The 21,358-nt window shown below is 67.1% G+C and carries 19 protein-coding genes; 4 read left to right on the forward strand and 15 right to left on the reverse strand.

Annotation, left to right across the window (positions count from 1 at the left end; all coding sequences use genetic code 11):
• The 3 genes from MRS60_RS00150 (at position 1) to MRS60_RS00160 (ending at position 1,178) form a co-directional block, all read left to right on the forward strand.
• Positions 1–318 carry a hypothetical protein gene (locus MRS60_RS00150; RefSeq protein ID WP_034183773.1) on the forward strand — a complete coding sequence of 106 codons (318 nt, stop codon included), beginning with the start codon at positions 1–3 and terminating at the stop codon, positions 316–318.
• A gap of 37 nt (positions 319–355) precedes the next feature.
• Positions 356–610 carry a glycine zipper 2TM domain protein gene (locus tag MRS60_RS00155; RefSeq protein ID WP_034183774.1) on the forward strand — a complete coding sequence of 85 codons (255 nt, stop codon included), beginning with the start codon at positions 356–358 and terminating at the stop codon, positions 608–610.
• A 205-nt stretch (positions 611–815) separates the two neighbouring features.
• The gene (locus tag MRS60_RS00160; RefSeq protein ID WP_034183775.1) at positions 816–1,178 is read left to right on the forward strand and encodes a hypothetical protein; all 363 of its coding nucleotides are present in this window, start codon (positions 816–818) and stop codon (positions 1,176–1,178) included.
• Positions 1,179–1,563: 385 nt separating this feature from the next.
• On the opposite strand, the gene MRS60_RS00165 is transcribed toward MRS60_RS00160, so the two are convergent.
• The 8 genes from MRS60_RS00165 to MRS60_RS00200 all read right to left on the reverse strand — a co-directional run bounded on the left by MRS60_RS00165 (position 1,564) and on the right by MRS60_RS00200 (position 13,322).
• The gene (locus MRS60_RS00165) at positions 1,564–4,590 is read right to left on the reverse strand and encodes a type III restriction-modification system endonuclease (RefSeq protein WP_034183776.1); all 3,027 of its coding nucleotides are present in this window, start codon (positions 4,588–4,590) and stop codon (positions 1,564–1,566) included.
• Entirely contained in the window at positions 4,590–6,608 is a 2,019-nt protein-coding gene (locus tag MRS60_RS00170; RefSeq protein WP_243565045.1) for a site-specific DNA-methyltransferase, read from the reverse strand. Before MRS60_RS00170 ends, MRS60_RS00165 begins: the two co-directional genes overlap by 1 nt.
• 350 nt (positions 6,609–6,958) lie before the next feature.
• Positions 6,959–8,089 (reverse strand): porin, encoded by a 1,131-nt coding sequence (locus MRS60_RS00175; protein ID WP_105390337.1) that lies wholly within the window; start codon positions 8,087–8,089, stop codon positions 6,959–6,961.
• 263 nt (positions 8,090–8,352) lie between these two features.
• Positions 8,353–9,030, reverse strand: coding sequence for a response regulator (locus MRS60_RS00180; RefSeq protein ID WP_105390338.1), 678 nt, complete (start codon positions 9,028–9,030; stop codon positions 8,353–8,355).
• Between the two features lie 12 nt (positions 9,031–9,042).
• Positions 9,043–10,410: a sensor histidine kinase gene (locus MRS60_RS00185; RefSeq protein ID WP_243565585.1), complete on the reverse strand. Its 1,368-nt coding sequence runs from the start codon at positions 10,408–10,410 to the stop codon at positions 9,043–9,045.
• Between the two features lie 88 nt (positions 10,411–10,498).
• The gene (locus MRS60_RS00190; RefSeq protein ID WP_105390340.1) at positions 10,499–11,356 is read right to left on the reverse strand and encodes an ABC transporter permease; all 858 of its coding nucleotides are present in this window, start codon (positions 11,354–11,356) and stop codon (positions 10,499–10,501) included.
• 38 nt (positions 11,357–11,394) lie between these two features.
• Complete coding sequence (locus tag MRS60_RS00195) at positions 11,395–12,192, reverse strand: ABC transporter ATP-binding protein (RefSeq protein WP_034183780.1); 798 nt, start codon at positions 12,190–12,192, stop codon at positions 11,395–11,397.
• A 122-nt stretch (positions 12,193–12,314) separates the two neighbouring features.
• Positions 12,315–13,322: an ABC transporter substrate-binding protein gene (locus tag MRS60_RS00200; protein WP_243565046.1), complete on the reverse strand. Its 1,008-nt coding sequence runs from the start codon at positions 13,320–13,322 to the stop codon at positions 12,315–12,317.
• 390 nt (positions 13,323–13,712) lie between these two features.
• Between MRS60_RS00200 and MRS60_RS00205 the strand changes: the two genes are divergently transcribed.
• Complete coding sequence (locus MRS60_RS00205; protein ID WP_105390342.1) at positions 13,713–14,357, forward strand: response regulator transcription factor; 645 nt, start codon at positions 13,713–13,715, stop codon at positions 14,355–14,357.
• 11 nt (positions 14,358–14,368) lie between these two features.
• Here MRS60_RS00205 and MRS60_RS00210 read toward each other — a convergent pair whose 3' ends face one another.
• From MRS60_RS00210 to MRS60_RS00240, 7 genes are all read right to left on the reverse strand, one after another.
• Positions 14,369–15,361: a fimbrial protein gene (locus MRS60_RS00210; protein ID WP_051983804.1), complete on the reverse strand. Its 993-nt coding sequence runs from the start codon at positions 15,359–15,361 to the stop codon at positions 14,369–14,371.
• Positions 15,362–15,405: 44 nt separating this feature from the next.
• On the reverse strand, positions 15,406–18,075 hold the full coding sequence (locus MRS60_RS00215; RefSeq protein ID WP_243565047.1) for a fimbria/pilus outer membrane usher protein: 2,670 nt from the start codon (positions 18,073–18,075) through the stop codon (positions 15,406–15,408).
• Positions 18,076–18,190: 115 nt separating this feature from the next.
• Complete coding sequence (locus MRS60_RS00220; RefSeq protein ID WP_131946628.1) at positions 18,191–18,964, reverse strand: fimbrial biogenesis chaperone; 774 nt, start codon at positions 18,962–18,964, stop codon at positions 18,191–18,193.
• A gap of 130 nt (positions 18,965–19,094) precedes the next feature.
• Entirely contained in the window at positions 19,095–19,637 is a 543-nt protein-coding gene (locus MRS60_RS00225; protein WP_243565048.1) for a fimbrial protein, read from the reverse strand.
• 234 nt (positions 19,638–19,871) lie between these two features.
• Positions 19,872–20,123, reverse strand: a complete 252-nt coding sequence (locus MRS60_RS00230; protein ID WP_034183783.1) for a hypothetical protein — start codon at positions 20,121–20,123, stop codon at positions 19,872–19,874.
• Between the two features lie 95 nt (positions 20,124–20,218).
• Positions 20,219–20,530, reverse strand: coding sequence for a hypothetical protein (locus tag MRS60_RS00235; protein ID WP_034183784.1), 312 nt, complete (start codon positions 20,528–20,530; stop codon positions 20,219–20,221).
• 105 nt (positions 20,531–20,635) lie between these two features.
• Entirely contained in the window at positions 20,636–21,310 is a 675-nt protein-coding gene (locus MRS60_RS00240) for an ATP-binding cassette domain-containing protein (protein ID WP_347814841.1), read from the reverse strand.
• Positions 21,311–21,358 lie beyond the last annotated feature (48 nt).

The following is a 21,358-nucleotide window of genomic DNA, read 5'->3' on the forward strand; positions in this document are numbered from 1 at the left end:
ATGAGCAAGAAACTTATTCTCGGTGCAGTTCTCGGTGTAGCGGCGCTGGCAGCTTCGGGCGTCGCATCGGCCCACGTCGACCTGTCGGTCGGCATCGGCGTGCCGGGCGTCTACGCGGCGCCGGCGCCCGTCTACGTGGCTCCGCCCCCGCCGGTCATGTATGCACCGGTCGGCTATCGCGGCGACGGTTGGCGCGATGGCTGGCGCGGCGATGGCTGGCGTGAGCGCGAATGGCGCGAACACGAGTGGCGTCGCCGTGAATGGCGCGAGCACGAGTGGCGCGATCGCGGCGGCTGGCGCGGCGGCCGCTGGGATTAAGCGGTTCGAATAATCAATACAAGAGGAGTGTGAACACATGATGCCCATTCGACACATCAGGCTGTGCGCGACCGCCGCCATCGTTGCGCTCGCAACGATCGGCAGCGCGCACGCGGCGGGCTGCATGAAGGGCGCGGTGGTCGGCGGTGTTGCCGGCCACTACGCCGGGCACCACGCCGTCGCCGGTGCGGTCGGCGGCTGTATCGTCGGCCACCACATGGCGAAGAAGCACGCGCAAGAGCAAGCCGCGCAGCACAAGGCCGCCGTGCAGGGCATGCAGCCGGCACAGTAAGCGCAATCGTTACCGGGGCGGCGCTGCGGCGCCGCGCCCGCCTGCTTCGTTTCCCCGTTTACGCATGACAGGATGGCGGCGCCATCCGGATTGATCTGATGAATGCATGCCGCGCGCATCGTTACGATCATTTACAACGTGGTGTGGCGCGAATCGTGCGCGTTCCTAGAATGCAATCACACAAACGCGCTCCAGGGAGCACAAGATGAAACATCAACGATACCTGTCCGTGCTGACCGCCGCGCTGCTCGCGCTCGGCACGGTTTCCGCGTATGCGGCCGCCGGCGGCAATGGCGGTGGCAACGGCGGCGGTCATGGCGCAGGCGGCTCCGGCGGCAACGCGGGCGGCATGTCCGCTGGCCACATGAGCGGCTCGGCGCTGAGCAACTCGAACAGCGTGCACGCGGGCGACCGCGACAAGGGCCTGGCGCGCGCGGCCGACCGCTCCGATACGATCGCCGATCGCGCCGGCACGCAGCCGGGCCACGGTCATACGCATGGCCATACCGCGCATGCGTCGACGTCCACGCATCATTCGCATCGCAACGCATTCGGCCGCACGCTGTAAGCACGGCACGCAAATGCGATGGAAGGGCGCTTCGGCGCCCTTTTTCATTGCGGCAACGCAATGCCGCTGTCGCGCAAAAACATCGTGCCGACCCGATTTGCAACCAGCCGTAACCGCGCCGCAAACGCGCGAGAATACGAATCGCTTTCACGCGGATAACAAACGGGAAATCGACGCCGGTAGCGGACATCGCACGGGTGCCGGCGCACAGCCCGATCCATGAAAAAAAGCTGCGCCTCATGAGCCGTTTGCGCGGCAGATCGATCTGCTCGCTCTGCGCAACCTCCGAGCCCGTTCCCGGAAAAACAAAACCCCACGCTCCGAAAAACGTGGGGTTCGTCAGCCGTCTGGGGCGGCTCATCGCCACCCTTCGCCGCCCTTCGTTTCAGCGCCCGGCGCCCGCCAGCGGCGCCGCAGGTTCGAACAACGCGTCCGCCTGCCTGACGCGCACGAAGCGCGCCGCGCCGTCGCCGTCCACCAGCGCACGGAAATGCGCTTCGCCGCACGCGAGCTTCGCGCGCTCGTGCTCGCTCGGCACGTTGCCGTCCGCATTCGGCGTATCGACGACGAAGTACAGCCGCTCGCCGCCGTCCTGTTCCGCGAGCACGGCCCAGTCCGGGTGATAGCTGCCGAGCGGCGTCGCCACGCGGAACCACGCGGGCAGCTTCGCGTACAGCTTCACACCGTCGTGCGCTTCGAGCGCATCGGCGAACGCGCGCTCCGCGTCCGTCTCGCACACGACCGCTTCGTGGATCGACTTCCGCGCATCGGGCCGCAGGTTGCGCAGATAGCCGGTCAGCGCCTCGCTCTCGAACGACTCTAGCGCATGCACGTGGCGCTCGCCGAGCTTGCGGTACGCGATGCCCGCGACGAGCGCGAGCCGCTTGCAGCGGTTGATCGCATCGGCCGCGACCGCGATGAACTGCTGCGGATTCACGCGGAAATCGTCGAGCCGGCCGCTGTCGGCCAGGATCGTCGCGAGCGAACGGCGCGTCAGTTGCGTGCGGTCCTGCAGTTCGGTGAGCAGGTCGGGCAGCGGCAGCTCGCCTTCGTCGATCAGCACCGTGCCGGCGCCGGCCACCTCGATCGCCTCGATGCCGGCCTTGCCGATATCGATCTCGGCCTTGCGCCACTGCAGCCGCGCACGCGCGATGTCCGGCGCGTCGTGCAACGCGGCTGCGCAGTCGCGCACGAGCTTCGCGTTGTCGAACTCGACGCGGTACACGGTGCGATGACGGATGCGGTCCCACAGCGCGCGGAAATCCTCGCCGAACACGACGGCCTTGCCCGATGCATCGCGCCGCAGCGCGATCGCGCGGCGCTCGTCCGCGTTGCGCACAGCGAAGCGGCCCGACAGCTTGCGCAGCGTCGCGACGATCGGCGCGCGCAGCATCTCGAACGCACCCGGCAGCACGAGCGCGCTCTGGCGCAGCGCATCCTTCAGCCGGTCGAGCACCTTGCCCTGCGCGTCGACGTAGCCCTGCTCGTGCAGATGGGTCCACAGCACGCGCGACAGCTCGATGCCGAGCGCATGCGCGGGCCCGTCGCCTTCCTGCACGGGCAGCGCCGCGAACTGGTGCTCCTCGACGATCCCGAAACGGATGCCCGTATCGGCCTCGATTTCCTTCTGCAGGTTTTCCGCGAACGACTCGTAGCGTTCGGTCGCGATCACGGTGAGCGTGTTCACGCCCGCGTCGCGCACGCGTTCGCCGTCCTGGTCGACGGCGAGGCGCAGCCCGCGGCCGAGCGTCTGGCGGCGCTCGCGTTCGGTCTGGATGTCGCGCAGCGTGCAGATCTGGAACACGTTCGGGTTGTCCCAGCCTTCCTTCAGCGCCGAGTGCGAGAAGATGAACTTCAGCGGCGTGTCGAACGACAGCAGTGCTTCCTTCTCGCGCATGATGAGGCCGTACGCGCGCTCCGCGTTCTCGCGGGCCGCGGCGCTGCTCTCGCTCGTATCGGTCCAGCCGCCCTTGCGGTCGATCGAGAAGTAGCCGTTGTGCGCGCGCCCGACTTCGAGCGCGACGTCGACGCCGTCGAACAGCGCCCGGTAGGCCGGCACGCGCGCCGCGCGCGCATATTCCTCTTCGAAGATCAGCGCGTAATCGCCCTTCACGGGCATCCCGTTTTCGTCGTAGCGGCGATAGCGCTCGACCGAATCGACGAAGAACAGCGACAGCACCTTCACGCCGCGCTCCGCGAGGCGCAGCTCCTTGTCGAGATGCTCGCGAATCGTGCGGCGGATCATCTCGCGTTGCACGGCGAGCGTGTCGATGTCGCCAAATGCCTCGCCAAGCGACAGGAACGCCTCGCCTTCCGGATGACGCAGCTCGACGTATTCGGCACCCTTCAGCGCATGCACTTCGCCGATCCGCAGCCCCGCGTACAGCGCGCGCTTGGTCAGGCGTTCGAGATCGTCGCCGTCGGTGGCCGACACGATCTGGCGCTTCACGCCGGCCGCCGTCGCGACGTCGAGCTCGACGCGCGCGCTGATCGCGCCGCGCCGGTTCGACACGCCGACGAGCCGCACGTATGGCTTGTTGTGCGCATCCTCGACGATCGCCGACGCGATCTCGATCTGCTTGACGAGCTTGCGCTCGTACGCGTCGACCGCGTCGAGCCGGTACACCATGTGGTGACGGTCGACGTGCGTCGCCGAATAGCGCAGCGTGCAGAGCGGCGCCATCGCGGCCAGCGCTTCGCGGCCGCGCCCTTCTAGCCCGCCGTCGACGCTCTGCGGCTCGTCGACGATCACGATCGGCCGCGTCGCGCGGATCAGGTCGATCGGCTTCTCGCCGCCGGTCTTCTCGCTGTCCTTGTAGAGGTTGTTGATTTCCTTCTTGTTGATCGCGGCCACCGTCATCACCATGATCTGGATCGCCGCGCTCGCCGCGAAGTGGCGCACCTGGCCGAGCTTCGCGGAGTCGTACAGGAAGTAGTCGTACGGCACGCCCGCGTACAGCGCGCGGAAGTGATCCTCGGTAATCGAGAGCGTCTTGTGCACGCCTTCCTTGATCGCGATCGACGGCACGACGATCACGAACTTCGTGAAGCCGTAGCGGCGGTTCAGCTCGAAGATCGTGCGCAGGTACACGTAGGTCTTGCCGGTGCCGGTCTCCATCTCGACGGTGAAGTCGCGCGAGCCGGGCAGGCCGGACGGCGGCAGCCCGCCGCGCAACTGCACGTCGGCGAGATTGCGCGCGAGCGCGTCGTCGGTCAGCGACAGCCGGTTGCCGACGCCCTGTTCCGATACCGCGAAGCCGAGCGAGCCTTGAGCTGCGGCCGTGGTGCCGGGCGCGGCGTTCGCGAGCACGCTGAAGTCGCCGCGATACGATTCCTGGCCGCGAAACAGGTCGCAGACGGCGTCGATCGCGTCGCGCTGGTAGTCGAGATCCGCTTCGAAATGCAGCCGCATCACAGGCTCCGCACGCGCTTCACGCCGTGCTGTTCGAGCAGCGCGGCGAGATTGAGCTTCGCGACGTCGTCGACGAAGCCGCTGTCGCGGAACAGGCACGTCACGTCATGCGACGCGCCGGTCGCGTCGAGCAATTCGACGATGCCGTCGGCAAGCGGGCCAGCGTCGTCGCGCGAGACGCGCGCGTCGAAGCACGCGACGATCGAGCGGCCGATCAGGTGCACGGTCTTGCCGGCGATCTGGTGATGCTCGACCGGCGTGCACAGGTCGAGGCCGAGCTTCAGCGTCAGCTCGGCGAGCAGGTCGTCCTCGGTGCGGCCGGTCTTCACGTGCTCGACGGACGCGAACAGCGCATGGTCGAAATCGTCGCGGCGCGGATCCCATTCGATCACGTTGGTCGTGTCGAGCCGGTATACGCGGAAGCCGAGGTCGCCATAGCTTTCCGGATAGTCGCGCGCGACCTGCTGCGCGGCGCGGCGCAGGCGCTCCTTGGTGATTTCGGCGAGCGTCGCGGGCTTCTTCAGCTTCGCGCAGAAATCGGCGGCGCTCTGCTGCGTCTTGTCGCGGCGATCGAGCGCCTCGGGCAGTTGCACCATCACGTAGCGGCGCGCGCCGCCGTCGGTCGCGTTCACCTGCATCACCGCGTGGCCGGTCGAGCCGGAGCCCGCGAAGCAGTCGAGCACGATGTCGTCGCCGCGCGTGCACCAGCCGATCACGGCCGCCGCGAAATCGACCGGCTTCGGCTGGTCGAACGGGATCCCGAGCGTCTTCAGCAGCGCGTCGTCGGAGCCGGCGAACGGCAGCACCGACGGCACGTTCTCGTACATGTTCTCGTCGAGATAGTAGATCCGCTGCGGCTGCGTGCTTTCGTCCGCGCCGAATTCGATCTGGCCGCGCTCGATCAGCGCCTGCATCGTCGCGGGCGGGTTGCGCCAGCCGCGCGCCGGCATCGCGCACGGCTTGCCGGTGACCGGGTGGATCAGCGGCGTGAAATATTCTTCCGGCGCCTTCTTCTTGTTCGGCCACGCCATCGACACGAGGCGGTATACGCGGCCGTCTTCCGACAGCCGGTCGTACATCACTTCGCCGCCGGACAGGTTGGTCTGCGCCTTCATCCACGCGCGGTATGCCTTCTGCGCGTCCTTCGGGTTGCCGCTGCGGTACACCGCGTCATGCGCGGCGTCGAGCATGCGCTGCGCATTGCGCTTCGGGCGCTTGAGCGGCGCCTGTTCGAGCAGCGTCTCGGCATTGCGCGCGAACAGCACCAGCGATTCGTGCTGGTACGCGACACCGCGCGCGTCGCCCTTCGGGTTGCGTTTGTCCCACACGGCGACGCCGAGCTCGTTCTCCTCGCCGAAGATCTCGCGCAGCATCAGCACCAGCGCATGCACTTCGTGCTCGTCGATGTGCACGGCGATCAGCCCTTCGTCGGACAGCAGCGCGTGCGCGAGCTTCAGGCGCGGATACATCATGTTCAGCCAGTCGGTGTGGAACCGGCCGTTCGCCTCGGTGTTGGTGCTGCGCTTCGCGCCGCCCTGGGTCTGCCCGGTCATCGCCAGGTAGTGGCGGATGCTGTCGCTGAAGTCGTCCGGATAGACGAAATCGCTGCCCGTGTTGTACGGCGGGTCGATGTAGACGAGCTTCACCTTGCCCGCGTAGCTCTTGTGCAGCAGCTTCATCACGTCGAGGTTGTCGCCCTCGATCACGAGATGGCGCGTGTCGTCCCACGCGACGCTGTCGTCGGGGCAGGGGCGCAGCGTGCCCGTCGACGGCGTCAGCGCGGCCTGGCGCGCGCTGCGCTTGCCGTGCCAGTGGAAGCCATAGCGCTCGTCGGCGTCGCCGACCGTGCGTTCGCCGATCAGCGCCTTCAGCACGTCGACGTCGACCGACGCGCCGTCGGGGCCTTCGGTCACGAGTTCGGGGAACAGCGCCTTCAGGCGCGCGACGTTGTCAGCGGTGAAATCCGTCGACATCGCCTGCGGGCTGGCCGCATCGAGTTTCTGCATCGTCTTTTCCATCGGAGCCCGGCCGTGCGCGCCAGGACGTCGGGCGCGCTCACGGCACCGGCGGCAATGGCCGCCCGGGCAAACCCGAAACGCTAGCGAGTCGGTCGGCGCAGGTCAAGCGCCGATGTGGGCCGAACGTACGTGCATCGGCCGCGATCGCCCGCCGGACGGGCCGCCAGCGGTTTCGGGCCCGTTGTCGCCCGGACCGGCCGTCGGCCGCTGCGCGGGCGTCCGGCGGCAGTCCGGAAAGGACGAAAAAAGGGCACGGTCGGCGCAAAGCGCCGGCGTGCCCGCATGGAGAATCCCGGACGGAAGGTACGGCGGGGCCCGATGGGCCCCGCACCGGATGGCCGGCCCCGAGATCAGAAACGCGTACGGATGCCCGAAGTCAGTTCGAGCTGGTTCTTCGCGCCGAACGTCGACGCCGCCGTGTAGCCGCCATGCAGCTTCATGTAGTCGCCGGCCAGGTACACCTCGGTGCGCTTGCTCAGGTGGTAGAACACCGACCCGTAGATCGTCTCCTTGAAGCCGTTGGCGACGCCGTTGGTCAGGCTGAACGCGCCGAGGTTCGCGTTCGGCGTGAAGCCGTCCGCGTTGTTCGCGGCGTTCTTGACGCGCATCTGCTGGTAGCCGAGCTCGTAGTCGAGCGCGCCCTTCGGCGCGATCTTCATCGACACCGTCCACGAATCGTCGTGGCGCTGGCCGAGCGAGCCCTGGTCGCCGTTGTAGCGGAAGTAGCCGGCATTCAGGCGCACGATGTCGAACGTGTAGTTGCCGCCGACCGAGAACGTCTGGTTCCTGAAGCCGCCGTGGTTCACGTGGTTGTAGAAGCCCGAAACGTTGAACGGGCCGCCGTTGTAGCCGAGCGCGACCTGGTACGCGGAGCCGGTCGCGAACTGCGTCGAGTTGCTGAACTGGTAGCCGGCGCTCGCGAAGATGCCGTTGCCGAACAGCTTCTTCCACGCGATGCCGTTGTTGTAGCGCGTGCCGGTCGGGCCGGCCGCGTAGAAGATCATCTGCTTGAAGTTGTTCGAGTTGGTCCAGCCGCCTTCCTCGGTCGACAGCTTCGCGGAGCCGTACGGGTCGCCGTAGATCGCCGCCGAGTCGCGCGCGATGGTGTTCTGGAAGCCGGCCGTCAGCTTGCCGAAACGTTCGTCCTCGACACCGACCCACGCGTCGCGGTCGAAGATCTGGCCTTCGTCTTCCATCTGGCCGTTCGCGACCACGAATTCGCTTTCGAGGCGGAAGATGATCTTCGTGCCGCCGCCGATGTCTTCGGCGCCTCGCAGGCCCCAGCGGCTGCCGCTGAACCACGGCTCGCCTTCGTTGCCCATGCCGATCACGTGCTTGCCGTTCGCATCGGCGTGGGTCCGGTAGGTCGGAAAGCTCAGGTCCATCAGGCCGTAGAGCTGCACGCTCGACTGCGCATGCGCCTGGGTGCCGGCGCACAGGCCTGCCGCCGCGATGGAAAGGGCAAGGGTTTTTCGTTTCAAGATCGTCTCCTCCGAGCTGCCGCATTGGAATCTGGTCGTTGGCAGTACGCAATGTATGCCGACTCTTGCCGGCCACAGCGAGAGGGCCGACGCGTAGCATCGTAGAGGGTGCAATCCTTCACGACGCTTTCCCCGACGCAAGAATCGGATCGGTGAAAACACCGAACGCGCAACCATCGCGGATGGTGCAGGCGTGCGCCCGCCGGGTTTCCGGTGACGTTTCGTGCTACGAATCGATGTTCGGGAGCGAGGAGGAACGCCCGTCAGTCGTGCGCGCTTTTCGCACGCAGGATGTAACCGAGTCCGCGCAGCGTGATGATCTCGGCCGCGCTGCCCGCGAGATGCTTGCGCAGCCGGTGGATGTAGATGTCGATCGCGTCGGCGCTCGGCTCGTCGTCGAGCGCGAACACGCTGTCCATCAGCCGCGCCTTCGACACCGTCTTGTTCTGCTGCAGCATCAGCGTTTCGAGGATCGCGTGCTCGCGGCGGCGCAGCGCGAGCACGGTTTCGCCGCAGCGGAATTCGCGCGTGCCGAACGCATAGACGAGATCGCCGCACACGAGCTGCGTCGTGCCGACGCCGGCCTGCCGGCGGATCAGCGCGCGAATCCGCGCAACCAGCTCGCGCGACTCGAATGGCTTCACGACGTAATCGTCGGCGCCCGCGCCGAAGCAGTCGACCTTGTCGTCGACCGAGCCGTGCGCGGTCAGCATCAGCACCGGCACGTTGTCGTTGCGCCGCCGCAGCCGCGCGAGCACTTCCTTGCCGCTGATGCCGGGCAGCCGCATGTCGAGCAGCACCGCGTCGTAGCGTTCGGTCTTCAGCACCGTGTCCGCGCGTTCGCCGTCGCCGACGCTGTCGACCGCGAAATCCTCGCCGCGCAGCAGGTTCACGATCCAGTGCGCGAGTTCGGCGTTGTCTTCGACCAGCAGGAGTTTCATGACGACATCTCTTCAATCGTAGGCGGGCAGCCGTACGGTTACGACAATACCGCGATTGCCGGGCCCCGGCGCAAGCGACACGCTGCCGCCGTGCGCCTGCGCGATCTCGCGGACGATCGCGAGCCCGAGGCCCGAGCCCTCGGTGTCGGCCGACACGCGGTAGAAGCGCTTGAACACGTGCGGCCGCGCCTCGGCTGGAATGCCGGGGCCGTTGTCGATCACGTCGAGCACGATCGCGTCGCCGTCGCGCCGCGCGGCGACCGTCACGCAGCCGCCCGGCTGCGTGTAGCGCACCGCGTTGTCGACGAGGTTCATCACCAGCGCGGTCAGAAGGCTGTCGCTGCCCGCGACGTCGAGCCGCTCGCCGAGATCGGCGCCGAGGTCGATGTCGCGCCGCTGCGCGAGCACGATCGTTTCCTCCAGCACGCTCGACACCACGGCCGCGAGATCGACGCGATGGGTCAAGAGCGTCGACGGCGTCGCTTCCGCATGCGCGAGCAGCAGCAGCTTGTCGGTCACGTCGGCCATCTTGCGGCTGCTGCGCTGCATGCTGTCGAGCACCGACGCGAGTTCCGCATCGTCGTGGCCGCGCCGCTGCGCGTACTGGATCTGCGTGTCGAGCACCGCGATCGGCGTGCGCAGCTGGTGCGCGGCATCCGCGATGAAGCGGCGCTGCGTGGCCGTATGCGTATTGAGCCGCGCGATGCACTGGTTGATCGCGTCGACGATCGGCCGCAGCTCGTGCTGCAGCCGCTCGGGGCGGATCGGCTCCAGCTCCATCGGCCCGCGGTCGGCGACATCGTCCTTCAGCTTCATCAACGGGCGCAGCTCGAAGGTGAGGCCGAGGTAGACGAGCACCACCGCGAGCATCAGCATCAGCGACAGGCGCACGAGCTGCGGCCGCCAGATCGTGGCGACCATCGCGTTGCGCGAGCGCGTCGTCTTCGCGACGACGACCGTGACCGTCTCGATCTGCCCCTCGTCGTAAAGCTGGCGATCGTAGGCCGCCGCGCGCAGCGGCACGCCGTCGAGCGACGTGTCGTACAGCGTCGGCTCGATGCCGTGCCGCGCGGGCACCTCGAGCGCCGGCGTGCCGGCCAGCAGGCGGTCGTGGCCGTCGATCACCTTGTAGAACACCGAATCCTGCGACGGCGATTCGAAGATCTCCAGCGCGGCCGGCGGCACGTCGGCAACCGGCCGCCCGTTGCGCCATTCGACGTCCTCGCCGATCGTGCGCGCGGAAGCGACGAGCGCGCTGTCCTGCACGAGCCCGGCCGTGGTCCGCGCGGTGTCGTACGACATCGCGCCCGCGATCAGCACGAACACCGCGAGCGGCAGCAGCAGCCACCACAGCAGCCGTCCGCGCAGGCTGTGCGCCATCCTGTTGCGCTCCTTCTCCGAAATGCCGAACCGCGCCGGGGTCGCCGGCGCGGTCGGGAGTGTCATGTCAGGCGTCCGGACGCTGCGTTCAGAACGCGGCGGGGCGCCACTTCAAGAGCCGCTTCTCGAGCCAGGTCAGCAGGTAGTCGGCGGCCAGCGCGACCACGGCCAGCACGATCATCGCCGCGAACACGCCGCTCGCGTTGAACGCGCCCTGGGCGGTGGAGATTAGCAGGCCGATGCCTTGCTTGGAACCCAGGAATTCGCCGACGACCGCGCCGACCAGCGCGAAGCCGAAGCTCACGTGCAGGCTCGCGAGAATCCAGCTCAGCGCGGACGGGATCACGACCGCCGTGGTGATCTGCCGGCGCGACGCGCCGAGGATCTGCGCGTTCGCGATCAGGTAGCGGTCGGCTTCGCGCACGCCCTGGAACGCGTTGCCGAACACGACGAAGAACACCATCACGACGGCCAGCGCGATCTTCGACGCCATCCCGAGGCCGAGCGCGATCACGAAGATCGAGCCGAGCACCACGCGCGGAATCGAGTTCGCGATCTGGATATACAGGCCGAACACGTCGGCCATCAGCTTGTTGCGGCCGAGCACGATCCCGCAGATCACGCCGGCAACCGAGCCGATCACGAAGCCGATGCCGGTTTCCTCGAGCGTGACCCACACCTGCGTGAGCAGCGGGCCCTGCGACGTACCGTTCGCGAACCAGTCCTGGAGCTGCGCGAAGATCAGCGACGGCATCGAGAAGAAGAACGGATCGATCCATTTGAGCCGTGCGGCGAGTTCCCACCCGCCCAGCACGATCACGAGCACGGCGATCCGCAGCGTGACGATCAGGTTGCGCCGGCGGCGCAGCCGGCGTTGCGCGGCGCGCTCGTCGTCCTCGAGCGTCGTCGCCGGTAGGGCGGTGGGGGGAAGCGTCATGTCGGTCATGCTCCTGTCCTTGCTGTTCTTGCCGTGCGGCGTATGCGTCAGCCGATCTGCACTTCTTCGCGCAGGTCGTGCCAGATGTCCTTGGAAATTTCGATGAAGCGCGTGTCGTAGCGAATCTCCGACGTGACGCGCGGGCGCGGCAGGTCGATCTCGTACACGTGCTTGAGCGTCGCGGGGCGCGCGGTCAGCACGAACACGCGGTCGGCGAGCGCGATCGCCTCCTCGAGGTCGTGCGTGACGAACACGACCGAGCCCTTGTTCGCCGACCAGAGCTGCAGCAGCTCGTCCTGCATCAGCGTGCGCGTCTGCATGTCGAGCGCGGAGAACGGCTCGTCCATCAGCAGGATTTCCGGCTGGTTGATGAAGGTCTGCGCGAGCGCGACGCGCTTCCTCATCCCGCCGGAGAGCTGGTGCGGGTAGTGCTTCGTGAACTTGTCGAGGCCGACCTTGCGGATCCATTCCTCGGCCTGCGCATACGCGACGTCCTTCGAGCGGCCGCGGAACAGCGGGCCCGCCGCGACGTTGTCGATCACGTTGCGCCACGGGAACACGGCGTCGGCCTGGAACACGAAGCCGATGCGCGGGTCGATCCCGTCGACCGGGCGGCCCATCACGCGCACTTCGCCCGACACGGGCTTGAGCAGCCCGGTGATCAGGTTGAGCGTCGTCGACTTGCCGCAGCCGGTCGGCCCGACGATCGCGATGAACTCGCCGCGCGCGACGCTCATGCTGAAGTCGCGCAGCGCGACGGTGGCCTTGCCTTCCGGCGAAATGAAGCGGCACGACACGTTGCGAAACTCGATCGCCGGTGTGCTCGGGGAGACTGCCTGGGTCATCGCATTCGTCCTGCGGGTGAAGAGGGCGTCGCATCGTGCCGCAACGCCGGGCCGGTCAACCGGGCCGGAACGGGGAACGCACGGCGGCGGGATCGCCGCCGCCGGCGCCTGACCGAGATCGACTACTTCGCGTTCACGAAATCGTTCGTGTAGGTGCGCGCCAGGTCGATGTGCTTGCCCTTCACCGACGGGTTGAACGCCGACAGCACCTTCAGCACCGTCGCCGGGCCGTCAGCCGGCATCTTCGCGTCGGCGGTGAACATCGGCAGCGACGCCTTCAGCGCGCTCACGTACAGCGCCTTGTCCTTCTGGTAGTCGGCCGGCATCTTCGCGGCGATTTCCTCGGCGCTGTGCGTGTGGATGAACTGCATCGTCTTCGCGAACGCGTGCGCGAGCTTGGTGGCTTCCGCCTTGTGCGAATCGGCCCATGCCGACTGCACGTACAGGCTCGCGGCCGGGTAGGTGCCGCCGAGCGCGGCGCGCGTGCCTTCCAGCGTGCGCATGTCGACCAGCACCTTCGCGTCGCCCATCTTCTCGAGCGCGGACACCGTCGGCTCGGTCGTCATCCCGGCGTCGATGCGGCCCTGCTTGATCGCGGCGATGAAGCTCGCATCGGCGCCGACCGGCAGCATCGTGTACTGCGTCGACGGCACACCGTGCGCGAGCGCGAGGTATTGCGTGAGGAAGCTCGTCGACGAGCCGAGGCCCGTCACGCCGAGCGTCTTGCCCTTCGCGTCGGCCATCGACTTGAACGTCGGCGCGGCCTTGGTCGACACCATCTCGACTTCGCCCGGCACCTGGCCGAACACCGCGATCGCCTTCACGTCCTTGCCCTTGCTCTGCAGGTCGATCGTGTGGTCGTAGAAGCCGACGACGCCCTGCACGGCGCCCGCGAGCAGCTCGTTCTCGGCGTCGACGCCGGCCGGCTGCGACAGCAGCTCGACGTCGAGCCCTTCGGCCTTGAAGTAGCCGAGCTCCTGCGTGAGCCGCGCGGGCAGGTAGATCAGCTTCGCGATCCCGCCGACCATGATCGTGACCTTGCCGGCGTCGTCGGCGGCGAAGGCGGGGTGCGCGGCGAGCGCGCAGGTGAGGCCGGCTGCAACGGCGAGGGTGCGCAGGATGGGTCGCATCGGGTTGTCTCCGTTTGTTTTCCGTGTGGCGCGATGCTTGTTGCATCGTTGAAACGAGTATAGGGACGTGAAACCTTCTGCAACCTTTCGCGGGTGGTCCGAACCTTTAGGGGTTTTCCATGGAAACCCGCTCGGGGCGACGGGCCCCGGGGTGCCGCGACAAGCGGCCGTGGCGACGCGGAACCGGAAAAGGATTTCGCGATTGCCCGATTTTTTCAATTTATCAATGGCAAGCTCAATAATGGAGGCGGCTTATTTCATCGATATATCGTTATGCGACAGATAACCCAAGCCCATAATCCATTCCCGATCGGTTTGTTTTGAAAACCGCCACTCGCGTTATCGGGCGAATTTACTTGTATCCAATTAACATTTCCAGTGAATGAATACATGAGTACGCTCTCGATTGCCGTTGCGGACGACCACCCGGTCGTCGTGGCGTTGCTGAAGCAACTGCCGCAATGGGCGCCGGCTTTTCGCATCACGCATTGCTGCCAAAGCGGCGCGGAGTTGATCGATGCACTGAGAAGGTCGCCGACCGATCTCGTCATCGTCGATTATTCGATGAGCCGGGGGGACAACCCGATTGACGGCTTCGTGCTGCTGCGCAGGCTGCGCGAGGTCGCGCCCGACGCGAAATGCGTGATGTTTACCGCGCAGAAGAATCCGAGCGTGCTCACGGGCGCGATCCGGCTGGGCGTGGCGGCGATCGTCAGCAAGGAAGACGACATCGGCGAGGTCGTCCGTGCGTGCCGGCTCCTCGGTGCGGGGCGCGCGTCCTATTTCTCGCCGATGATACGGGCGATCGTCGCGCAGGCCGGCGCATGCGTGCGCGACGCGCAGCCGAAGCTGTCGACCAAGGAGCTGGACGTCGTTCGCCTGTTTGTCTCGGGGCACTCGCTCGCGAGTATCGCGAAGCAGCTCGGCCGATCGGTCAGCACCGTGTCGACGCAGAAACATATGGCGATGCAGAAGCTGCAGGCCGATTCCAACGTCCACCTGATCCGTTACGCGTACGAAAACGGATTGATCTGACCGCTCGCGCGCTATTTGTAGCTGATCGTAAAGGTCGCCGTGCCATTGGCGGTGCCTGGGCGGGCACCGGATCCCGTCTGGTAATAGCGCGCCGCCAGCGGCACCGACAGGGTGCTCGAGGGCGGCGCATCCGTCACCTTCCACGGCTTGCCGAGCGTCACCGGATTGCCGTCGCTCCCGAGCAGCTGGATGCCGACGCCTTGCGCCGTACTCGACGACGACAGCGACAGGATGCCTTCGGATGCGTCGTACGCGTTGCCGTCGAGCGTCAGGTGGACCGCGAAACTGCCGGCGACCTGGGCATCGCACTTCAGGCCGATCGTGAAGACTTTCGACGTCGACGTCGTGCCGATGCCGGAACCCAGTCCCGACGATTTGCTGAGCTTGTGGGTGCCGAGATCCACGGCCACCTGCGTGGTCGACGGCGCGCAGGTCGTTGCCTGGAACGAGATGTTCTTGAAGCCGTAGGTGACGTAGCGGGCCGCTTTCGAATAGTCCTTGTCCGGGCCGCCGATCAGCGCCGTCAGCACCGACAGGATCGGAAACGGCGTCGGTGTGGACGGCGTCGCGCCGATCTTCACCAGCTCGACGTCGATCGTCGCGGAAACGGTCGTCGGCCGAAGCGACGAACTGATGATCTTCCCCATCGGAAACGATGCGTCCCCGGTGCCGCGATTGCCGTTATAGGTCACGTACAAGCCGAGGCCGTTCGCCGTCAGGTCGGAGTCGGCCATCCATCGATAGAGCGTCGCCTCGAAGTTCGCCGATGCAACGGTCTTCATGCAGGACGCGCTGATCTCGATCCCGGTCTTGCTCCAGAGCACCGTGCCGATCGGTGCATCGGCCGCGATCCTGAACGGATCGGGCAGCGTACCGAGTTCCGCCGTGCTCACGTTCTGGCAATTCGCGGCCGCCTGCGCGGTGCCCGCGCCCGCCGCGCAGGCCAGCAGGGCCGCCGTGCAAGCCAGCCTGATGCGATGGATGGGCGTGTTCCTGTCGTTCATGTGCGATTTCATCCGAGGTTGTCGTGCGCGCGTGCCGGGCGCCGTCATGCAGGCGGGGCCGCGTGCCGCGGCGCATCGCCGGGACCGGGCGGCCGCGCGTCGAATTCGCACGGGGCGTCGACGCGCTGGATGGCGACTTGCCGCGCGCCGGCGTCGAGCGGCGGCAACGCCACGCGGATCGAGCATTGCCACGCGTCGGCGTGCCCCCATTTCACCGTCAGCTTTTCATCCGGTTCCGCGATGCGCGCATAGATCTGGCCGCCCTGCGACACCACGCCGACGTTGTTGCCGCGCGCGTCGAATACCGGCGCGCCGAACGGCAATTCCCGGCCGGTCGGCGTCGATGCATGAATCAGCAGCGCACGCCCCTTCACGGTCGGGTAGCGCAGCATCACGACGGCGCCCTGACGCGGCGCCACCTGCAGGCTCGTCGTCTGCAGCTCGACGTCGGCGGGCAGGCCGCGCGGGTCGATCTCGATCTGGTTGAGCCGGTACGGATTCAGGTATGGCACGACCGCGTAGCCGCGCCCGTCGAGTGCGACGCCGCCGTATCCGACCACCCTGGCGCCACCCGCCGCCGGCGCCGCGACGACGGCAACCGTGTCGGCTGCATAGGGTGACGCCGTTACGCCACCCGGATGCGCGACGATCGAGCCGCTCAATCCGACCGAGCCCGACCCGTAGCGATCGCCCTTGGCGAACGCGCCCTGAACCGTCGTGTACGGCGTGCGGTACTGGCCGGACACGCTGCCCGAATACGTCGCACCCGCGTCGCGCGACGCGGAAACCGAATAGCTGCCCTGGTTCCGCGTGCCGACGAAACCGCTCGCGGTCATCATCGACGTGACGCCGCGCACGCTGTCGTGCGCGACGTTCGCACTCGCGCGCGGCGCTTGCGCCGAGCGACCGAGCGGCAGCGACACGGTCAGCATGTACTGCGTATCGACGTCGCCGCCGATCGCGCGTGCGCGGTTGACCGAGATGCTGTAGTCGACGACGCGGAAACGGTTGCTGTAGCCGATCTGGAATTGCGTATCGGTGCCGCGGCGCTCCCAGTAGTTCTGCGTGTACGCGCTCACGAACAACTGGCCGCCGTTGTCGCCGAACCGCTGCGACGCGGTGACCGATACCCGGTTGCGCGCGCGCCAGAGCGGCTGCGCAGCGAGGCCTGTCGCGTTGCGCCTGGCGTTGTCGACGTAGGCGAGCGCGTTGTCGAGATCGAGATAGCCGGACGACGAGAAGCGATACGCGGCCACCGACAGGTTGCTGTTCGTCGCTTCCAGCGTCTTGCTGTACGTGATGCGCACGCTCGCGCCGCGTGCCCGCCGGCCGTTCGACGACGTGAATGCACCGGACACGTCGAGCGCCATCGCGCCGATCGGCGTGTTGAACGCACCGCCGACGAGCAGGTTCTGGTAGTCCTCGTTCGCGAGCACGCCGCCATACAGCGTCAGCAGGTTGGACACGCCACGCGCGTAGGTTGCCTGCACGATGCGCGGCGTATACGACAGGTTCCTCTTGCGCACCACGCCCGCGACGAAACCGAACCGGTTCATGCCGGGCCGCAGCGACTGCACGACCGATGCGTACGGCACCTTGAATACGCGCTCGCTGCCATCCGATTCGGTGACGGTCACGTCGAGATCGCCGCCGTAACCGGTCGGATAGAGGTCGTCGATCACGAACTGGCCGGGCGGCACGGTCGTTTCGTAGATGACCGCGCCGCTCTGGCGCACGGTCACGCGCGCATTCGAATTCGCGATGCCGCGAACGACCGGCGCATAACCGCGACGGGAATCGGGCCACATGCGATCGTCGTTGGCGATCTGCACGCCGCGAAACGGAAACGTATCGAACAGCTCGCCGGACGTGTTCGCGTCGCCGAGCCTGACGCGCGCCTTGAGCGCCGTCAGGTCGCGTTGAACGTAGGTGTTGGTGATGCTGTAGTGCTGGCCGCCGCGATTCTGCCAGTTCAGCGCGCCGTCGTGACGGAAGTACCATCCGCCCGCATTGATGCCGGCGTTCAGTCCGACGTATGCCGCGCTGTCGCTCCGGCCGTTCGCGACGTTTCCGTAGAGATTCGCGCTGTAGCCGACGAATCCCGCGGTCACGCCGCCGTCCCACATCGACGGATCGACGTAGCCGCGGGCCGTGCGGCGCAACAGCGCTTGCGGGACATGGATGTCGAGGCGCGCCGAGCCGGCGTCGAACGACGCCGACGCACCCGGCAGCAGCGCATCGAACGATTCGCACGCGGCGGGATCGGCGAGCGACGCGAGCGCTTCGGGCGCGATCCGGCTCGTATCCGCATTGATCCTGTCGAGCATGCGGCGGCTGAAGCACACTTGCGGGCCGTTTGCGCCCGATTCGCGCACGGTGACGTCGTCGCGGCCGAGCAGCGCCCCGTTCAGGTACACGTCGGCCCGGTATTCGCCGGGCCAGACCGGGTTGCCCTTCTCGAAACGGGACAGGTCGATTCCGCCGTCCGGCGACGTCAGCACGAAGTCCGGGTCGAACTGCAGCGCCCGGGACGGCAGTGCATCACCGTGGCCCGGCCCGCCGATCCGGGGTTGCGAATCGGCGGGCGCAAGCTCGCTTGCCGCTGCGCCGAGCGGCAGTGCCGACCACGCGAGCAACGCCGTCGCGTACGACCGCCGAAGCGCGAGCGTCGGCCGACCGGTGCGCGGACCGGATGCGGGATGGATGCATTTCATGGGCTTCGTTTCGGATGCTCGAATGGGACGGATCGCCGACGGGCCGCGGGCTCGGTTCGAATCCGACTCGCGTCGCCCGGCGACGCGCGCAGGCGGCTCGAATGCCGAGGTCGAATCAAGGCGTGGCCTCGAGCACCGCCGGCCACTTCACGTCGGTGCCGAAGTCGTTGATCGTCGAATAGTCGAGCTTCGTGCCGGCCGGGAGGCTCGGCAGCGGCATGTTCGGTGCAAACAGACGGTCGGCAGCGGGCGCGATCATCGCGCCGTCGTCGATCGTGTACGTGCGGCCGTCGTGCACGACCTGCGCCGACAGCACGGTGACGTTGAACGGCGACGGATTGGTCGCGCGCAACAGGTAGCCTTTGCTGCCGTCCGGCGCGGGCGCGAGCGACCATTTCACACCTTTGGCCGCATCGACCGCCCCATCGGCATCGAGGCCGGCCGGCCGGAAGAACACCTTGATTCGCGAACGGAACGCGAGCTGCAGCATGGTCGTCGACGGTTGATCGGCGGTTTTCGGCGGAATGTCGAGTACGTTCAGCCAGAACACGGATTCCCGGTCTTGCGGCAGCGGATCGCCGGTATAGACGATGCGCAACGTCTGTCCCTTGCCCGGATCGACGCGAAAGATCGGCGGCATCAACACGAAAGGCACCTTGGCCGTGCCCGGGCGCGAGCGCGGGTCGCCGTCGTCGAGCCATGCCTGCACGAGCGCCGGATCGGTGCCGACGTTGTCGATCTTGGCGGTGATCTCCCGATCGCCGGCCGGATAGACGAGGCGCGTGCCGGAAATGATCACGCCCGCGATGCCGTGCTGTACGGTGCAGGCCAGCACGACGCATGCGCAGATCGGCAACCGGCGGAAGAGAAACGAGAGGAGCGAGTGCATCGTTCGATGAAGAGGGAGGGGGAAGGCCGCGCGACGGGACGCTTCCCCGGAACGGCGATACCGCGGGCCGGAATGGCCCGCGTCGTGCGAGTCGTCGATGCCGGCCGTACGAGACGGCCGGCATGACGGCTTACAGATAGTCGATCGAATACGTGACCGACGTGCTTACGCTGCCGGCCGTCGCCGAGCCGAGCGAGTAGTACTGCGCGCTATAGACCATCGAGGCCGCGTTGTTGACGAGGTCGACCGGACGGCCGTTGCGCTGGCTGACGTCACCGGCCTTCAGCGCTCTGCCGTCCATGTCGAGAAGCTGCACGGCGACGTTGGTCGCGGCGTTGGTCTGTGCGCGGTTGTAGAGCGTGCCGTCCGCGCCGTTGACGTTCGGGCCGGCCTCGAAGAACGCGCGCACCGATTTGCCCGCGTTCGTGCAGTTGCTGAGCGCGATGGTGAAGTTCGTTGCACCCGTTACCGCTCCCTTCGACGCCAGCGAAGCCGCGCCCACGCTCGGAAGCTGGACCGTACCGTTGTTGTCGGCATCGTTGACCTTGATGGTGCAGCTGGCGCCGCTCAGCGCACCCGTGATGTTGATGGTGCCGTCGTATGCATGCGCCGCGAGCGGCATGAACGACATCGCCGACGCCGTTGCGGAGGCCATCAGAATTTTCTTCATCATGATCAGGTATCCCTTTTAATCGCTCAAAAATTCCCACCGGGCACGCAAGCGTGTCGGGAGAGATAAAATTAACTTGCCCGCATCCGTTCCGACTATCGCAATCCATCCAAAAACGGCGCCCGTTCACGATCCCGTTGGCCGATGCGGGCCGCGGGGTTGAGTAGCGTGTCGAAGCGACCGAAGCAATCGGTACGCAAGTCGTAAGGATTGCGAGTCGTCGCACCGAACGCTTGCCTATCGGCCGGTCGGGCGAGCCGCGGCGGCGAGAGCGGCGAGGACCGACACGGTCGCCGCGGCCGCGAGCGCGACGCCTGCTGCGAAGACGACCTTGCCGAGCGTCTCGACGGCGCCCGTCTGGGTGTTGTCCGAAGGAAACGGATTGACCCAGGGTTCGCTTGGCGCGCCCGGCTTGAACAGGCTGTTGATCCAGTCGGCGATGGCGCCGCCCGAAACGGTTGCGAGTTCCATCTTGCTGATTTCACGCATGATTCACCTTCTGACGAAATCGGATTGGCATGGCCGGCATGCCGGCCGGTGCTATGACGGCAGCAGGCACCGCAGGAACGGTGCCCGGCCTCGCATTACTTCGGTGCCGGCAGGTTCGGGTCGAACAGGCCTTCCATCACGCGGTTGAAGACCTTGAGCGTCTGCTGCGCCCCATTGACCCAGCCGTAGACCTTGCCGCCGAGCAGGCCCAGTCCGGCGCCGACGAGCAGGCCCACACCGGCACTGAGGATGCCTGCGCCCAGGATGCCGCCCGTGCTGCCGCCCGTTGCGGCACCCTTGAAGCCGCCGGCAACCAGGCCTGCAATGCCGCCCAGCACCCCCGCCCCCATGTTGCGGAAAAAGCCGCCGCTTACTTCATTCAATTCCATCGTGGTCAACTCGCGCATTTGAAGTTCTCCTTACAGTTACGCATTGCCGATCGTCGAAAGCCGGATCGGCATCGGCTTTCCCGTCGCGCATCGCGCGCGACGGGCACTCCACTTGCGGCGGCGCTAGGCGGCCGCCGGATCGAACCGCGCGTCGACGCCCATTTCGCGTGCGCTGCCTCGCGCGAGTTCGACGACGCGATCCGCGCTCCGGATCGTCTCCGGCCGGTGCGCGATGATGATCCGCGTGATGTTCATCGCGCGCACCGCGTCGTTGATCAGCCGCTCGCGTTCGACGTCGAGATGGCTGGTCGCCTCGTCGAGCACGAGAATCGCGGGTTTCCGGTAGAACGCGCGGGCGAGCAGCACGCGCTGGCACTGGCCGCCGGACAGCGACGAGCCCATGTCGCCGACGAGGCTCTGATAGCCCATCGGCATCGCCGCGATGTCGTCGTGAATCTGCGCGAGCCGCGCGGCTTCCTCGATGCGCGCCTGGTCGGGCTGCGGATCGAAGAAGCCGATGTTGTCGGCGATCGAGCCGGCGAACAGGATGTCGTCCTGCATCACGCAGCCGATCAGCTCGCGGTGCTGATGGAGCCCGAGCTTGCGGATGTCGACGCCGTCGACGCGCACGCTGCCGTGCTCGGGCGTCAGCAGGCCGAGCAGCACCTTCGCCATCGTGGTCTTGCCCTGGCCCGACGGCCCGACGAGCGCGACCGATTCGCCCGGCGCGATCGAGAACGAGCAGCCGTCGAGCACCCACGGTTCGGTCTCCGTGTAGCGAAAGCGCACGTCGCGCACGTCGATCGCGGGCGCCGCCGCGTGGCCGCCCGCCGCCGGCGCGCGCGG

Origin of the sequence: Burkholderia pyrrocinia, from assembly GCF_022809715.1 — a bacterium.
Classification (GTDB): Bacteria; Pseudomonadota; Gammaproteobacteria; order Burkholderiales; family Burkholderiaceae; genus Burkholderia; species Burkholderia pyrrocinia_C.

Coding starts and splice junctions, on each gene's coding strand:
- MRS60_RS00235 (WP_034183784.1), bottom strand. CDS start 20,530: ATGCGCGAGTTGACCACGATGGAATTGAATGAAGTAAGCGGCGGCTTT.
- MRS60_RS00185 (WP_243565585.1), bottom strand. CDS start 10,410: ATGGCGCACAGCCTGCGCGGACGGCTGCTGTGGTGGCTGCTGCTGCCG.
- MRS60_RS00220 (WP_131946628.1), bottom strand. CDS start 18,964: ATGCACTCGCTCCTCTCGTTTCTCTTCCGCCGGTTGCCGATCTGCGCA.
- MRS60_RS00190 (WP_105390340.1), bottom strand. CDS start 11,356: ATGACCGACATGACGCTTCCCCCCACCGCCCTACCGGCGACGACGCTC.
- MRS60_RS00215 (WP_243565047.1), bottom strand. CDS start 18,075: ATGAAATGCATCCATCCCGCATCCGGTCCGCGCACCGGTCGGCCGACG.
- MRS60_RS00155 (WP_034183774.1), top strand. CDS start 356: ATGATGCCCATTCGACACATCAGGCTGTGCGCGACCGCCGCCATCGTT.
- MRS60_RS00160 (WP_034183775.1), top strand. CDS start 816: ATGAAACATCAACGATACCTGTCCGTGCTGACCGCCGCGCTGCTCGCG.
- MRS60_RS00180 (WP_105390338.1), bottom strand. CDS start 9,030: ATGAAACTCCTGCTGGTCGAAGACAACGCCGAACTCGCGCACTGGATC.
- MRS60_RS00225 (WP_243565048.1), bottom strand. CDS start 19,637: ATGATGAAGAAAATTCTGATGGCCTCCGCAACGGCGTCGGCGATGTCG.
- MRS60_RS00195 (WP_034183780.1), bottom strand. CDS start 12,192: ATGACCCAGGCAGTCTCCCCGAGCACACCGGCGATCGAGTTTCGCAAC.
- MRS60_RS00170 (WP_243565045.1), bottom strand. CDS start 6,608: ATGGAAAAGACGATGCAGAAACTCGATGCGGCCAGCCCGCAGGCGATG.
- MRS60_RS00150 (WP_034183773.1), top strand. CDS start 1: ATGAGCAAGAAACTTATTCTCGGTGCAGTTCTCGGTGTAGCGGCGCTG.
- MRS60_RS00165 (WP_034183776.1), bottom strand. CDS start 4,590: ATGCGGCTGCATTTCGAAGCGGATCTCGACTACCAGCGCGACGCGATC.
- MRS60_RS00210 (WP_051983804.1), bottom strand. CDS start 15,361: ATGAACGACAGGAACACGCCCATCCATCGCATCAGGCTGGCTTGCACG.
- MRS60_RS00205 (WP_105390342.1), top strand. CDS start 13,713: ATGAGTACGCTCTCGATTGCCGTTGCGGACGACCACCCGGTCGTCGTG.
- MRS60_RS00230 (WP_034183783.1), bottom strand. CDS start 20,123: ATGCGTGAAATCAGCAAGATGGAACTCGCAACCGTTTCGGGCGGCGCC.
- MRS60_RS00200 (WP_243565046.1), bottom strand. CDS start 13,322: ATGCGACCCATCCTGCGCACCCTCGCCGTTGCAGCCGGCCTCACCTGC.